This window comes from Micromonospora sp. NPDC049171, from assembly GCF_040648275.1.
Classification (GTDB): Bacteria; Actinomycetota; Actinomycetes; order Mycobacteriales; family Micromonosporaceae; genus Micromonospora.
Genome location: NZ_JBEZDJ010000005.1, coordinates 305,615 through 319,750, shown reverse-complemented (window position 1 = coordinate 319,750; position 14,136 = coordinate 305,615). Strand labels below are relative to the sequence as shown.

The window sequence follows — 14,136 nt, the reverse complement described above, 5'->3', positions numbered from 1 at the left end:
GATCAAACTCTCCAACAAAAAATTAGTTGAACAGCATCCTGACAACAAACAAATGTTGCCAAAGGAATCCCAACCAGCCAGCAAAAACTGACCAGTCCGGGGTATAAATCATAATTGGCACTGGCTTTACAAGCACCCTGTTGAGTTCTCAAAGAACAACCACACACCGACCAGAAGCCCCACCTCAGTGGAACCCCGTTTCGGGGCTTTTCGCACCGTGTCCCTGGCGTTTTCAGCGCCAGGCACTTTTACTACGTTACCCGCTCGTTTCCGCCGTGTCAAACCGGTGTTTCGCGGTTCGTCGTGCTTCACTCGGTAATGCGGGCACCATGTCTCGACCGGCTTGCGCCGCTCTCGTCACGGATTCCGGCAGGCCGGCCGTCGCGATTTCCCGCGACCCGCCCGGTGCCCTGCCAGTTGGTAACCATACCCGGTCGGTTTCGCCGCACCAAATCCGCCTCGCGGCGTTTCTGGTGGCACCGCCCGGTCCGGGATCCGGTGGGCATGCCCGCCCGGCCCCGAGGCCGTTGGCCCGCGCTCCGGCCGTTTCAGGCTTTCGCCTGTTTCGTCCGTTCCGCGCTGGCAGAGAGAAAGTTACGCGTCCGGCGGGATGATCGTCAAATCCGCCGGACGCGTCCCCCGTCACATCGTCGACGGTCGACTATTCGCCCAGCTCAACGCCCGCGAAGGAACGCTTGCCGCGACGCAGCACCAGGTATCGCCCGTGCAGCAGGTCGGTCACCGGCACCACGGCGTCCACCTCGGTCACCCGGTTGTTGTTGACGTAGGCGCCGCCCTCGGCGATCACCCGGCGGGCCTCCTTGAGGCCATTGACGAGCCCCGAGTCCCGCAACAGTCCCGCCACATCCGGCAATTCGCCGGTGAGACGCACCAGGCCGGCCTCGGTCAACGCCGCGCGCAGCGTCTCCGGGGCCAGGTCGTCCAGCGACCCACGGCCGAAGAGTGCCTGACTGGCGGCTATCGCCTGTCGGGTCTCCTCGGCGCCGTGCACCAGGGTGGTCAACTCCTCGGCGAGCGCCCGTTGCGCCAGGCGGGCAGCCGGCCGCTCGGCCGTCGCCTTCGCCAGCTCCTCCAACTCGTCGCGGGTACGGAAGCTGAAGTACCGCAGGTAGCGGTCGACCTCCTGGTCCTCGACGTTGAGCCAGAACTGGTAGAAGGCGTACGGGCTGGTCATCGTCGGGTCGAGCCAGACGGCGCCGCCCTCGCTCTTGCCGAACTTCGTGCCGTCGGCCTTGGTGACCAGGGGCGTGGTGAACGCCTGCACCGGCCCCGCCCCTCGCCGACGGACGTAGTCGACGCCCGCGGTGATGTTGCCCCACTGGTCGGACCCACCGAACTGGAGCTGGCAGCCGTATCGGCGGTGCAGCTCGAAGAAGTCGTTGCCCTGGAGCAGCTGGTAGCTGAACTCGGTGAAGCTGATGCCCGTCTCCAGCCGGGCCCGCACCACCTCCCGCGCGAGCATCTTGTTCACCGGGAAGTGCTTGCCCACGTCACGCAGGAACTCGACGATCGACATCTCGCCGGTCCAGTCCAGGTTGTTGACCAGCCGCGCCGCGTTGTCCCCGGTGTACGACACGAAGGGCGCGAGCTGGTCGCGGATGCGCTCGACCCAGCCGGCGATCACCTCGGGCGGGTTGAGCGTCCGCTCGGCGCTCTCCTTCGGGTCACCGATCTGCCCGGTCGCCCCGCCGACCAGCAGCAACGGGCGGTGGCCGGCGAGTTGCAGCCGGCGGGCCATGAGGACCTGCATGAGGTTGCCGACGTGCAGGCTCGGCGCGGTGGGGTCGAAGCCCACGTAATAGGTGGCGGCGCTCCCACCGTCGAGCAGCTGGCGCAGCTCGTCGAGGCCTGTCGAGTCCTGGATGAGGCCACGCCAGAGCAGGTCGTCGGTCAGGGAGTCCCGCCCGGACGGCGGGGGGCTGCTGTCGGTCACGGTCACCGATTCTCCCCCATCGCCGGCACCGACCCGTACCGGGTTTGCCGTAACCCGCCCCGGTTAGGCTTGCGCCCCGTTGATCGAGGAGGGTTTCGCCGTGGAGATGCCGGATCTGACGGGTGGTTTCGTCGCCCTGCTCGGCCTGACGTTCGAAGAGGCGTCCGCCGACCGGGTGGTCATCAGCTGGCAGGTCCGACCGGAGCTGCACCAGCCGTTCGGCATCCAGCACGGTGGGGTGTACTGCTCGGTCGTGGAGACCGCCGCCAGCGTCGGCGGCTCCCTCTGGCTGGCCGACCGGGGCACGGTGGTCGGCGTGTCGAACCAGACCGACTTCCTGCGGGCCGTGCGGGAGGGCGAGTTGACCGCGGTCGGCACCCCGGTGCACCGGGGCCGCAGCCAGCAGCTCTGGCAGGTGGAGATCACCGATGCCGACCAGCGGCTGGTCGCGCGTGGTCAGGTCCGACTGCAGAACCTCTCGCGCGACTGAGCGGCGGCACCCGGGCCGTTCAGCTACGGGCCTCGTCCAACACCGGCTCCGCGGTCAGGTCGGCGTCCGCGTCGGTGTCATCGGGTACGCGACTGACGCGTACCTCGGTGATCGCCCGGTGGTCGATGCCGGCGACCACCAGGACCCAGCCGTCCAGGCTGACGTCCTCCCCCGCGACGGTGGGGATGTGCCCGAGTCGGGCCAGCACCAACCCGGCGACGGTGGTGTAGTCGCCGTCCGGACGCGACGGCAGCTCGACGCCGATGTCCGGAAGGTCGTGCACCGGGAAGGTGCCAGGCAGCAGCAGCGCGCCGTCGGGGTCGTGGCGCACCGAGCGGACGTCCCGGTCGGTTTCGTCGTAGATCTCACCGACGATCTCCTCCAGGATGTCCTCCAGTGTCACGATGCCGTCGACGGCGCCGCGCTCGTCCACGACGAGCGCGATGTGCTGGCGTTCGGCCTTGAACTGGCGCAGCGCGTCCACCACGGGCAGCGAGTCGGGCAGCAGCATCGGGGGGCGGGCGATCTCGTCGACCGGGCGGTCGTCGGGCACCCCCACCAGGTCGCGTAGGTGGATCACCCCGGCGGTGTCGTCCAGGCCGCCGTGGCGCACCACCGGCGCGCGGGAGTGCCCGGTGGCGGCCAGCACGAGCCGCGCGGCCTCCGCGGTGGTCCCGCTGTCGAGCGTGAAGACCTGCAACCGGGGTACGAGGACAGCCCGCAACCGTCGGTCGGCGATCTCCACCGCCCCGGCGATGATGGTGCGCTGCTCCTTGGTGAAGCCGTGGTTGCCGGCGACGATGTCGCGCAGCTCGTCCGGGCCGATCTCCTCCGGCTGGTGTTTCGGGTTGAGCCCGACCAGTCGGACGACCACGTCGCTGGTGGCGCCGAGCGCCCAGACGGCCGGGCGGGTGAACGTGGCGAGCAGGTCGAGTGGGCGGGCCACCAGCAGCGCCCACCGCTCGGCGGACTGCATGGCGATCCGCTTGGGGGCCAGCTCGCCGAAGACCAGGGTGACGAAGGTCAGCGCGAGGGTGACCACCACGATGGCCACCGTCTCGGCGGCGCTGCCGAACACCCCGAGCAGCGGCACGAGGGGCTTGGCCAGCGAGACCGCCGCGGCGGCGGAGGCCAGGAAGCCGGCGAGGGTGATGCCGATCTGGATGGTGGCCAGGAAGCGGTTCGGGTCCTTGGCGAGGCGGGCCAGCACCCGGCCGGCCCTGCTGGTGCGCTCCAACCGCTGGATCTGGCTGTCCCGCAGTGACACCAACGCCATCTCGCTGCCGGCGAAGAGCGCGTTGATCACGACCAGGATCCCGACCAGGGCCAGTTGGCTCCCGTAGCTCTGCACGCCCGGTTCGCTCCCTCGTGATGGTGGCACCGGCCAGTACGCGCGGCGCCCGCCGGTCGGCGAGCCCGCCCGGCGTAGGCGTGTGATTGCCCCGTCCGGTGCCCGCCGAATCCTGCCCGGCTGAGGCTACGCCGGATCGGGCGTCGGTGACGCCACGCCGGATCGGGCGTCGGTGACGCCACGCCGGATCGGGCGGCGGCGACCGCTACGCCGGATCGGCGGCCGGGGTCGTCGGCAGGTCGAGGACGTACGAGTCGCCCTCCGGGCGGAAGCCGAGCCGGTGGTAGTAGGGCGCGACCATCCGGGGTGGGCTGACCACCTGGCGGAAGCCCCGTTCGGTGAACAGGTGGCTGCGTCGGTAGACGAACTCGCCCGGGGTGAAGTCACGGAACCGGGGGGTCACGTAGTCCAGGTCGATCTGGGCGACGCCGCGCGCCTCGGCGTGCGACAGCACCACGCCCACCACCTCGTCGGCCCGGACCACGAGGAAGGCGGAGCGGCCGGACGCGTCCGGGTCCCACCGGAAGCCCGGATTGAACCGGGCGATGTCGTCGGCGTGCACCCGCAGCGTGTGCGCGAGGAACTCATCGCCGACGCCGACCTCCACCACCTGGTAGGTCTGCTCGTCGTGCCGGGTGGCGAGCATCCCCCGCAGATACCAGATGTTGATCGCCGCGAGCACGACGTTGAGCCCGACCATGGGCCAGACCTCGATGGCGGCGTTGTAGCCGATCAGCACGACGCTGCCGACGAGGTTGAGTGCGCGCAGCCGCAGGACGCGCGACTGCAGCAGCGACCAGACCAGCACCGCGGAGCCGGCCCAGCCGACGAGATCCAACCAGTTCACCCCGCGAGACTAGTGCCCGCCCAGGTCAGGGGCATCGGCGGGCAGCTCCAGCAGCCACTCCTCGACGTCCTCGCCGCGACCGTTGGCGTACCCCGAGTCCTCACCGATCACCACGAACCCGCACTTGTGCAGCACCGCGAGGGACGCGGCGTTGTCCTTGGCGGCGCGAGCGTGCACCGGCCGGGGCACCTCGCGCAGCAGGGCGGCCAGGGCCGCGGTGGCGTGCCCCCGGCCCCAGCGTTGCGGGTCGATCCAGTAGCTCACCTCGGTCTGGCCCTCGACGGGGAAGGCGCTCACGTAGCCGACCACCTCGCCGTCGACCTCGACGGTGCGGACCCGGTTGGCCGGGTTGGTGAGCACCCGGGCCCAGTGCTGGGCGAACTCCCGACGGTCGGCCGGGTCCTTGGGGCCGAAGGCGGCCATCCGGTTGGCCTCCGGGTCCTGCTGGTGCAGGAAGAACTCGACGAGGTCGTCCTCCAGGACCGGGCGCAGCCGCAGATCAGCAGTCATCGGCCGAGGGTACGCAGCGGGTGGGACAGCACCGGGCTGGGCTGGCCGACCGGGCGGCGCGGTTGCCCACGACCGCCACCGCGACGCGAGCGGGAACTCGATCATGCCGGCAGTGCAGCGCTTGCTCCTCACGCGGCGTCAGGTCACATAGTTGGTGGCGTGGAGGAGCACCTGACCGTGGGGCGTGTGGCGGAGTTGGCCGGCGTCAGTGTCCGCACCCTGCATCACTATGACGAGATCGGCCTCCTGGAGCCGTCCACCCGGACCGCGGCTGGGCACCGGGCCTACTCCGCGGACGACGTGGAGCGACTCCGGGAGGTGCTCGCCTACCGGCGGCTCGGCTTTGGATTGCGGGAGATCGCGGATCTGGTTGACGATCCGGCCACCGACGCAGTCGCGCACCTGTGTCGGCTGCGCGGCCTGCTGATGGACCAGCGCGACCGCGCTGCTGCCATGGTGACGGCCATCGACAGGGAACTGGAGGCACGAGCGATGGGAATCAGGACGACGCCAGAGGAGCAACTGGAGGTGTTCGGCCCGCAGTTGTACGACGTCATCGGATCCGCTTATCCAGCGACGCGGCGCACCGAGCCACGGATCGCCGCGCGCATCTGGGCTGCGCTGGGGGACGCACGAACGGTACTGAACGTCGGGGCCGGCACCGGCTCCTACGAACCCCCCGACCGTGACGTCACAGCGGTGGAACCGTCGGCGGTCATGCGGGCGCAGCGTCCCCCGGGCGCGGCGCCGTGCGTGGCCGCCGCCGCGGAGAGTCTGCCGTTCGAGGACCAGTCCTTCGACGCCGCGATGGCGGTCAGCACCGTCCATCACTGGCCGGACCCGGTCGCCGGACTGCGTGAGATGAAGCGGGTGGCCCGTCGCGTGGTGGTGTTCACGTACGACGCCGACGACACCGGCTGGCGTCAGCGGTTCTGGCTCACCCGCGACTATCTGCCCGAGTTCGCAGACCTCCTCGTCGGCTGGCCGTCCCTGGCCGACCTGACCCGTGCGATCGGAGGACGCGCGGAACCGGTGCTCGTTCCGTGGGACTGCGACGACGGCTTCTTCGAGGCACACTGGCGCCGGCCTGAGGCGTACCTGGACGAACAGGTACGCCGCGCGGTTTCGGTATGGACCAGAGTCGGACCGCAGGCGGAGCAACGGGCGGTCAGCACACTTCGCGAAGACCTCTCCTCAGGCCGGTGGGCCGAGCGCAACCGCGATCTCGTCGCCCTCGACACGGCAGAGCTCGGCCTCCGTCTGCTCGTTGCCTGATCCGCTGTGCGCGAGAACCCCGCTGAGGGCAACGGGTCGCTTCGGCGCCGGCGCGTCACCCGATTCCGTACGCGACAGTTACCCGTTTCAGCGAACCGCCCATCCAGCGCGTGCCAACCAGCGCGTCATCGCATCTGATCGAACAGGTGGCGATTGCGGCAAGATGACTCTGAGGCAACGGACCGACCCGGGGAGTGCCGATGAATCGACAGGTCGTGGTGGGTGTGGACGGTTCGCCGTCCAGCCTCGTCGCCGCGGAGCACGCGGCCCGCGCCGCACTGCTGCGGTCCCGGCCGCTCCTGCTGCTGCACGGCTACCTGCACCCACTCCGCTATGGCGTGCCGCTCAATCCGTACGACATCGGGGTGCCGGTGCCCTCCGAGGAGGCGCAGCGGATGTTGGAGACCACGGCGGCCGACCTGACCGACCGGTGGCCCGGCCTGGTCGTCGACGTGCGCCAGGTCGCCGGCGGCCCCGGGATCACGCTTGTCGAGGAGTCCCGCCAGGCCGAGCTGGTCGTGGTGGGCAGTCGAGGGCTGGGCGGGTTCGCCGGGTTGCTGCTCGGCTCGGTCGGCACGCAGGTCGCCGCGCACGCGCACTGCCCGGTGCTGGTGGTCCGCCCGGACGAGCAGCCGATCCCGGTGGACGCCCCGGTGCTGGTCGGCGTCGACGGCTCCGAGTCGGCCCGGCTGGCCACGGAGTACGGCGCCGACGAGGCGGCGCGGCGGGACGTACCGCTGGTGTTGGTGCACGTCGACGTGCCGGCGGCGGACCGGGCGGCGGTGGAGGAGACCGACGAGTCGCAGGCCGCGTACCGGGCCGAGGCGGTACGGCTGCTGGCCGACGCGTCCGCCAGCGTGCGCGCCGCGCACCCCGACCTGGTGGTGCGGGAGCATCCGGTCCGGGCGGCCGGCCCGGCCCAGGGGCTGATCGAGGCCAGCGGCACGGGGTCACTGCTGGTCGTGGGCACCCGGGGCCGGGCCGGATTCGCGGGTCTGCTGCTCGGCTCGGTCAGCCAGGCGGCGATCCAGCACGCGCACTGCCCGGTGCTGGTCGCCCACCCGGTCAGCTGATCGACGTGCCGTCGGATCGGTCGAGCAGGTGCAGGAAGTCGGTGGTGAGGGCGAACGGGTCGGCCGGGCCGCTCGTCGGCGGCCGGCGCTCCACCTGGTCGGCCAACTCACCGGCCGCGCGTCGGATCCGGCCGCGCAACGCGCCGTCGGCCGTGCCGTCCGACCAGTCCTCCGGGGCGGCGAAGACCGCGGTCGGGACCACCACCGCCCGGAGGTACGCGAACATCGGGCGGACGGCGTGCTCCAGTGCCAGCGAGTGGCGCGCGGTGCCGCCGGTGGCCCCGATCAGCACCGGCCGGTCGACGAGCGACGCGGAATCCAACACGTCGAAGAACGACTTGAACAGCCCGTTGTACGAGGCACTGAAGATCGGGGTGACGGCGATGAGCCCGTCCGCTCCGGTCACCGTGTCGACGACCTCGCGCAGCGCCGCCGGCGGGAACCCGGTGAGCATGTTGTTCACCACGTCGTGGGCATATTCCCGCAGGTCGACGACGTGCAGCTCCACCTCGGAGCCGCGCCGGACCAACTCGTCGCGGGTGGCCGCGGCGAGCTGGTCGGCGAGTAGCCGGGTCGACGAGGGCTGACTCAGCCCCGCCGAGACCACGGCCAGGGTGCGGTGGGTCATCGGGTCGCCCCCTCCGGAGCCTTGCCCGTCACGTCGTCGACGGCGTGCACGGTGCTGTCCTTGCCGCCGCCCGCGGCGGCGACCAGAGAGGCGTGGGTCGGCGCGGCCGGCACGTGCGCGGGTCGCAGCGACTCGAACTCCTTGCGCAGCACCGGCACGACCTCCTCGCCGAGCAGGTCGAGCTGCTCCAGCACGGTCTTCAGCGGCAGGCCCGCGTGGTCCATCAGGAACAGCTGCCGCTGGTAGTCGCCGACGTACTCGCGGAAGCCCAGCGTGCGGTCGATGACCTGCTGCGGGCTGCCCACGGTCAGCGGCGTCTCCCGGGTGAACTCCTCCAGCGACGGTCCGTGCCCGTAGACCGGGGCGTTGTCGAAGTACGGCCGGAACTCCCGGACCGCGTCCTGCGAGTTGCGCCGCATGAACACCTGCCCGCCGAGGCCGACGATGGCCTGGTCGGCGGTGCCGTGGCCGTAGTGCGCGTACCGCTGGCGGTAGAGCCCGACCATCCGCTGGGTGTGCTCCTTGGGCCAGAAGATGTGGTTGGCGAAGAAGCCGTCGCCGTAGTAGGCGGCCTGCTCGGCGATCTCCGGGCTGCGGATCGAGCCGTGCCAGACGAACGGCGGCACGCCGTCGAGCGGGCGCGGCGTCGAGGTGAACGACTGCAACGGGGTGCGGTGCTTGCCCTTCCAGTCGACCACGTCCTCGCGCCACAGCCGGTGCAGCAGGTCGTAGTTCTCGATCGCGAGAGGGATGCCGGCGCGGATGTCCTTGCCGAACCACGGGTAGACCGGGCCGGTGTTGCCGCGGCCCATCATCAGGTCCACCCGGCCGTCGGACAGGTGCTGGAGCATCGCGTAGTCCTCGGCGATCTTCACCGGGTCGTTCGTGGTGATCAGCGTGGTCGCGGTGGACAGCAGCAGCCGCTCGGTGCGGGCCGCGATGTGGCCGAGCATGGTGGTCGGTGACGACGGCACGAACGGCGGGTTGTGGTGCTCACCGGTGGCGAAGACGTCCAGGCCGACCTCCTCGGCCTTCAACGCGATCGCGACCATCGCCTTGATCCGCTCATGCTCGGTCGGCTCCCGACCGGTGGTCGGATCGACGGTGACGTCGCCGACGGTGAAGATCCCGAACTGCATGACCAGCTCCTCGCGTGTCAACCGAGTGCCGCCGTGGTACCCGGACGCAGCTCACAACTTATTTGACGACGCAACTATTCCGTTGGCGGCACGGCTCGGGGTGGCACGGGTCACGCCCGACAACGGACAAGAGTGCCGTCGACGGGCCCTACCGTCGGGTCAGCCGCCGGCCACCGAGGGGAGCACCCGCACCTCGGCACCCTCGTCGACAGGCGTGGCCAGCCCGCCCGAATGGCGGCAGTCCGCACCATCGACGTAGACGTTGACGTAGCGGCGCAGCTCGCCGCGCTCGTCGCGGATGCGCCGGGCCAGCCGCGGATGCGCGACGGCCACCTCGTCGAGGACCGCCCGCAGCGTCCCGGCGGCGGTGACGCTGAGTCGACTGGCACCGCCGGCCTCGCCGCGCAGCGGGCCGGGCAACAGCACGGTGACCACGCTCAGACCGCCGCGGCCCGAACGCAGAGCACGTCCGGCAGGTGTGCCGCCACCAGGGACCAGGAGTCGCCCTCGTCGCGGCTGGCGAAGACCGAGCCGGAGCGGGTGCCGAAGTAGACCCCACCGGGGGTGGAGTCGTCGGCGCACATCGCGTCGCGCAACACCGCCGGATAGAACGGCCCCTCGGGTAGCCCCACCGACAGCGGCTCCCACTTGCCACCGGCGTCGGTGGAGCGGAACACCCGGCAGCGGTGGTCGGGCGGGAACCGCTCGCCGTCGGCCACCAGCGGGAAGGTCCACACCGTGCCGCCCCGCCCCGGGTGGGTCACCATCGGGAAGCCGAAGTCGCTGGGCAGCCCGTCGGCGATCGAGGACCAGGTGCGGCCGTCGTCGTCGGAACGGTAGACGCCGTGGTGGTTCTGCGCGTACAGCCGCTCGGGGTTGGCCCCGTCCCGGGCGACCTTGTGCACGCACTGGCCGAACTCCGGCCACTCGTCGGGCAGGTGGGTGGCGCGGATGCCGGTGTTGCCCGGCGCCCAGCTCGCGCCGGCGTCCTCGGAGCGGTAGACGCCGCCGGTGGACATGGCGACGAGCAGCCGGGCCGGGTCACGCGGGTGCGGCAGCACGGTGTGCACGGCCTGGCCGCCGAAGCCGGCCTCCCACCGCGGGCGGTGCGGGTGGTCCCAGAGGGAGCGGACCAGCTCGAAGCTGCGGCCACCGTCAGTGGACCTGAACAGCGCGGACGGCTCGGTGCCGGCCCAGATGACGTCGGGCTGGTCGGGGCCGGCCGGCATCAACTGCCAGACCCGCCCGAGCGAGACGTCGGTGTCGGCCGGGAACGCGACAGGCGCCTGGTCGGGCTCGTCCCAGGAGGCGCCGAGGTCGTCGCTGGTGGCGACGCTGGGCCCGAAGTGTGAGCTGGTCATCCCGGCGAGCAACCGGGTGGTGGCGGCACGGGTGTCGACCGCGACCGCGTAGACACCGGTCATCGGGAAGTGCGGGCCGGTGATCTCCCAACGTCGCCGGTCGTCGGCGCTTGTGGCGAGAAACAACCCCTTGGCCGTGCCGATCGCGAGCAGTGTCGCCACGCCATCCTCCGAACCGTCGGTGAGCAGGTCAGGGTGATTATGGCCACACCCTCCGACAGGTTCCCGGGGACACCCGCCCGGAGGTTCAGCGCCGGATGCGGGGCACGTGCCGGCGGTACGCGCTGACCGTGGGGTCGCCGTCGAGCCAGAACCGCCAGGGCAGGTCGTGCGCGCCGGTCACACCGACCCGGGGACCCGCCACCACCGTCTCCGGCGGCACCGGCAGGGCCGGGGGGCGCAGGCGGACCGAGCCGTCGCCGAGCAGGTACGCCCCGTAGGCCGCACGGTCGATGCCGAGCGCGGAGCAGAGCCGGGCGGGCCCACGAGCCAGGTCCACGTCCCGCCGGATGGCCGGCCGGCGCTCCCGTGCCGTGACCAGCCCGTCGACGACCTCCCCGGCGCGCAGCAGCACGGCGGAGGCCTCGCCCTCCACCCCGGTGACCACGTTGACACACCAGTGCATCCCGTAGGTGAAGTAGACGTAGGCGTGCCCGGCGGGGCCGAACATCACGGCGTTGCGTGGGGTAGGACCCCGATGGGCGTGCGAGGCGGGATCGCCGCCGCTGCCCGCGTACGCCTCGACCTCGGTGATCCGGACGGTGACCCCGCCGGCGTGCAGGCGGCAGCCCAGCAGCCCGCGCGCCGCCGGCAGCAGCGGGCCGGCGAGCAGGTCTGCCAGCGCCGCCAGGTTGGTGTCGGTGGTGCGGTCACCGGAGGGCAGGGCCATGTTCCCGACGGTACCCATCCCGGCGCCCGGGCACCCGGCCGGCACGGTGCGAGTTGAACAATGTGTTGACAATGCTTCGTTGATGAGGTGTGCTCGGGGTATGACGACGAACGACCCGTTCACCGCGCCGCACCCGGCCCACGCCCGCGCTCACCGCACCCACGAGGCGCTGCAGCGCATCAGTGAGCGGCACGCCGGCACCGGCACCCAACGCGGACGCTGGGCCCACCCGTACGTGCTGGACCCGTGGGAGGCGGTCGCCCTGGTCACCGCCCTGGCCGCCGGCGGGGCCGAGCGGGAGCCGGCGGAGGAGCCGATCGACGCCGCCGACCTCACCGCCGCGCTGACCCTGCTGCCGCACGTGCGCGCCGAGTTGGACGCCCTGGAGGCCGGGCTGTTGACGCTGGCCCGCGACCGGGGGCTGACCTGGCAGGCGATCGCGTACGGGCTGGGGCTGGGCAGCGCGCAGGCGGCCCGGCAGCGCTACGAGCGGGTCGCCGCCCGCTCGGCCGAGCAGACCGCCTGACGACCCCGCTCGTACGTGCCCGACCCCGCAAGATCGCGCTCGTCCGTCCAAGATCGCGCTCGAACACGGAAGTAGTGGCCTCAACCGCGGCCGAGGCCACTAGATCCTGGATCGAGCACGATCTTGCCGGGCGGGGCGGGACTGTCGGATCGGCATGGCGCGCGTGCGACGGGCCCGCGGCGGGCACACTGTGCGCACGACGAGGAGGCACCCATGGAGCGCGCGGAGATGCTGGCGTACTGCCTGGCCAAGCCGGGGGCGTGGTTGGACCGGCCGTGGGAGGGCGACGAGGTGGTGAAGGTCGGCAGCCGGATCTTCGCGTTCCTCGGCGACGGTGGGGGCGAACCGACCGTCGGCATCAAGTGCGGGCCGACCCGGGAGGTGGCCGACGAGTGGCTGCACCGGCACCCCGACGACGCCCGGGTGATGGCCTACATCGGTCGGTCCGGGTGGAACACGCTGCGCCTCGACGGCGGGATCGACGACGAGGAGCTGACCGAGGCGGTCGACGGGTCGTACGACATGGTGGTGGCCAAGCTCCCGAAGCGGGAGCGCCCGACGGCCTGAACCGGCCGTGGCGCCGGCGGCACCCGCCGACGCCACGACACGAGATCTAGCGCGGGACGACCCGCTCGGCGGACCACTCCCGCCAGGTGGCCAGCCGGTCCGCCGCGGTGGCGAGCTGGTCGGCCACCGGGCCGGGGCCGGTGGAGCCGGGGGTGGTCCGGGCCGCGAGGGCCGAACGGACCGAGAGCACGTCGCGCACCGACGGGTCGAGGTGCGCACTGATCGTGCTCAGGTCGTCGTCGGAGACGTCGTTCAGCTCGCACTCCCGGGCCGCGCAGAGCGCCACCAGCCGGCCGGTGATCTCGTGCGCGTCCCGGAAGGGCACATTGCGCCGGACCAGCCAGTCGGCGACCTCGGTGGCGAGGGAGAAGCCGACCGGCGCGGCGGCGACGAGGCGGTCCACCCGCACCGTCATCGTGGAGATCATCCCCGCCAGGGCCGGGAGCAGCAGCTCCAGCGTGTCGACGGCGTCGAAGGCCGGCTCCTTGTCCTCCTGCATGTCCCGGTCGTAGGTCATCGGCAGGCCCTTGAGCATGGTGAGCACCGTCACCAGGCCGCCGACCAGCCGGCCGGACTTGCCGCGGGCCAGCTCGGCGATGTCCGCGTTCTTCTTCTGCGGCATGATCGACGATCCGGTGGCGAACGAGTCGTCCAGCTCCACCCAGCCGAACTCGTGCGAGGTCCAGAGCACGACCTCCTCACCGAGCCGGGACAGGTGCACCCCGATCAGGGCGGTGGTGAAGAGGAACTCGGCGACGAAGTCCCGGTCGGCGACGGCGTCCATCGAGTTGGCGAACGACGTCCGGAAGCCCAGCTCCTTGGCCACCGCCACCGGATCCAGCGGAAGCCCCGAACCAGCGAGGGCACCCGCGCCGAGCGGGCTGATCGCCGCCCGGTGGTCCCAGTCGCGCAACCGCTCGAGGTCCCGCAGCAGCGGCTGCACGTGGGCGAGCAGCCAGTGCCCGAACGTGACCGGCTGGGCGTGCTGAAGGTGCGTCATGCCGGGTGCGGCCGTGTCGATGTGCCGCTCGGCCTGCTCCACCAGCGCCTCGGCCAGCTCGACGAGCCGGCTGGCCACGCCCCGGGCGTGGTCGCGCAGGTAGAGCCGCAGGTCGGTCGCGACCTGGTCGTTGCGCGACCGGCCGGCGCGCAGCTTGCCACCGAGGCTGCCCAGGCGCTCCAGCAGCCCGCGCTCCAGCGCGGTGTGCACGTCCTCGTCGTCGATGGTGGGGCGGAACGACCCCGAGGCGCACGCCGCCTCCAGGTCGTCCAGGGCCGCCAGCATCCGACCCAACTCCTCGGGGTCGAGCAGGCCGGCACCGGCCAGGACCCGGGCGTGCGCCCGGGAACCGGCGATGTCGTACGGGGCCAGGCGCCAGTCGAACTGCACGCTCACCGACAGTCGGGCGAGCGCCTCGGCGGGGCCGCCCGCGAACCGGCCACCCCACAGGCTCGTCCGGTTGGTGGCTGCGCTGTTCTCGGTCAGGCTCTTGTCGTCCACGTCGCCCATCATTGCTCTGCTCGCC

General features: G+C 71.6%; 15 protein-coding genes. 5 read left to right on the top strand and 10 right to left on the bottom strand.

From position 1 onward, the window contains the following. Positions 1-661 precede the first annotated feature (661 nt). A complete protein-coding gene (gene tyrS, locus AB0B14_RS09335; RefSeq protein WP_357522112.1) occupies positions 662-1,954 on the bottom strand; it encodes a tyrosine--tRNA ligase in 1,293 nt (430 codons plus the stop codon). A gap of 106 nt (positions 1,955-2,060) precedes the next feature. On the opposite strand from tyrS, the gene AB0B14_RS09330 reads away from it, so the two are divergent. Further along, complete coding sequence (locus tag AB0B14_RS09330) at positions 2,061-2,444, top strand: PaaI family thioesterase (RefSeq protein WP_357069462.1); 384 nt, start codon at positions 2,061-2,063, stop codon at positions 2,442-2,444. Positions 2,445-2,463: 19 nt separating this feature from the next. Here the strand turns inward: AB0B14_RS09330 and AB0B14_RS09325 are convergent, their stop codons facing one another. The 3 genes from AB0B14_RS09325 to AB0B14_RS09315 form a co-directional block, all read right to left on the bottom strand. Continuing rightward, positions 2,464-3,795: a hemolysin family protein gene (locus AB0B14_RS09325; protein WP_357522096.1), complete on the bottom strand. Its 1,332-nt coding sequence runs from the start codon at positions 3,793-3,795 to the stop codon at positions 2,464-2,466. 205 nt (positions 3,796-4,000) lie between these two features. After that, positions 4,001-4,642, bottom strand: coding sequence for a hypothetical protein (locus AB0B14_RS09320; RefSeq protein ID WP_357069430.1), 642 nt, complete (start codon positions 4,640-4,642; stop codon positions 4,001-4,003). A 9-nt stretch (positions 4,643-4,651) separates the two neighbouring features. Further along, the gene (locus tag AB0B14_RS09315; protein WP_357522094.1) at positions 4,652-5,152 is read right to left on the bottom strand and encodes a GNAT family N-acetyltransferase; all 501 of its coding nucleotides are present in this window, start codon (positions 5,150-5,152) and stop codon (positions 4,652-4,654) included. 159 nt (positions 5,153-5,311) lie between these two features. Between AB0B14_RS09315 and AB0B14_RS09310 the strand changes: the two genes are divergently transcribed. Both AB0B14_RS09310 and AB0B14_RS09305 read left to right on the top strand, forming a co-directional pair. Beyond that, positions 5,312-6,427: a MerR family transcriptional regulator gene (locus tag AB0B14_RS09310; RefSeq protein ID WP_357069426.1), complete on the top strand. Its 1,116-nt coding sequence runs from the start codon at positions 5,312-5,314 to the stop codon at positions 6,425-6,427. A 194-nt stretch (positions 6,428-6,621) separates the two neighbouring features. Next, positions 6,622-7,500: a universal stress protein gene (locus tag AB0B14_RS09305; RefSeq protein WP_357522092.1), complete on the top strand. Its 879-nt coding sequence runs from the start codon at positions 6,622-6,624 to the stop codon at positions 7,498-7,500. Here the strand turns inward: AB0B14_RS09305 and AB0B14_RS09300 are convergent. The 5 genes from AB0B14_RS09300 to AB0B14_RS09280 all read right to left on the bottom strand — a co-directional run bounded on the left by AB0B14_RS09300 (position 7,493) and on the right by AB0B14_RS09280 (position 11,517). Further along, complete coding sequence (locus AB0B14_RS09300) at positions 7,493-8,128, bottom strand: FMN reductase (RefSeq protein WP_357069422.1); 636 nt, start codon at positions 8,126-8,128, stop codon at positions 7,493-7,495. The genes AB0B14_RS09305 and AB0B14_RS09300 overlap by 8 nt on opposite strands. After that, complete coding sequence (locus AB0B14_RS09295) at positions 8,125-9,267, bottom strand: LLM class flavin-dependent oxidoreductase (RefSeq protein WP_357522090.1); 1,143 nt, start codon at positions 9,265-9,267, stop codon at positions 8,125-8,127. The genes AB0B14_RS09300 and AB0B14_RS09295 overlap by 4 nt, the downstream gene beginning before the upstream one ends. Positions 9,268-9,426: 159 nt before the next feature. Further along, positions 9,427-9,702, bottom strand: a complete 276-nt coding sequence (locus tag AB0B14_RS09290) for a ubiquitin-like small modifier protein 1 (protein WP_357069418.1) — start codon at positions 9,700-9,702, stop codon at positions 9,427-9,429. Between the two features lie 2 nt (positions 9,703-9,704). Next, the gene (locus AB0B14_RS09285) at positions 9,705-10,790 is read right to left on the bottom strand and encodes an exo-alpha-sialidase (RefSeq protein ID WP_357069416.1); all 1,086 of its coding nucleotides are present in this window, start codon (positions 10,788-10,790) and stop codon (positions 9,705-9,707) included. 85 nt (positions 10,791-10,875) lie between these two features. Beyond that, positions 10,876-11,517 (bottom strand): DNA-3-methyladenine glycosylase, encoded by a 642-nt coding sequence (locus AB0B14_RS09280; protein WP_357069414.1) that lies wholly within the window; start codon positions 11,515-11,517, stop codon positions 10,876-10,878. A 100-nt stretch (positions 11,518-11,617) separates the two neighbouring features. On the opposite strand from AB0B14_RS09280, the gene AB0B14_RS09275 reads away from it, so the two are divergent. Continuing rightward, a complete protein-coding gene (locus AB0B14_RS09275; RefSeq protein WP_357069412.1) occupies positions 11,618-12,043 on the top strand; it encodes a DNA-binding protein in 426 nt (141 codons plus the stop codon). A 213-nt stretch (positions 12,044-12,256) separates the two neighbouring features. Continuing rightward, complete coding sequence (locus AB0B14_RS09270; RefSeq protein WP_357069410.1) at positions 12,257-12,610, top strand: MmcQ/YjbR family DNA-binding protein; 354 nt, start codon at positions 12,257-12,259, stop codon at positions 12,608-12,610. 46 nt (positions 12,611-12,656) lie between these two features. Here AB0B14_RS09270 and argH read toward each other — a convergent pair whose 3' ends face one another. After that, the gene (gene argH / locus AB0B14_RS09265; RefSeq protein WP_357522088.1) at positions 12,657-14,120 is read right to left on the bottom strand and encodes an argininosuccinate lyase; all 1,464 of its coding nucleotides are present in this window, start codon (positions 14,118-14,120) and stop codon (positions 12,657-12,659) included. Positions 14,121-14,136 lie beyond the last annotated feature (16 nt).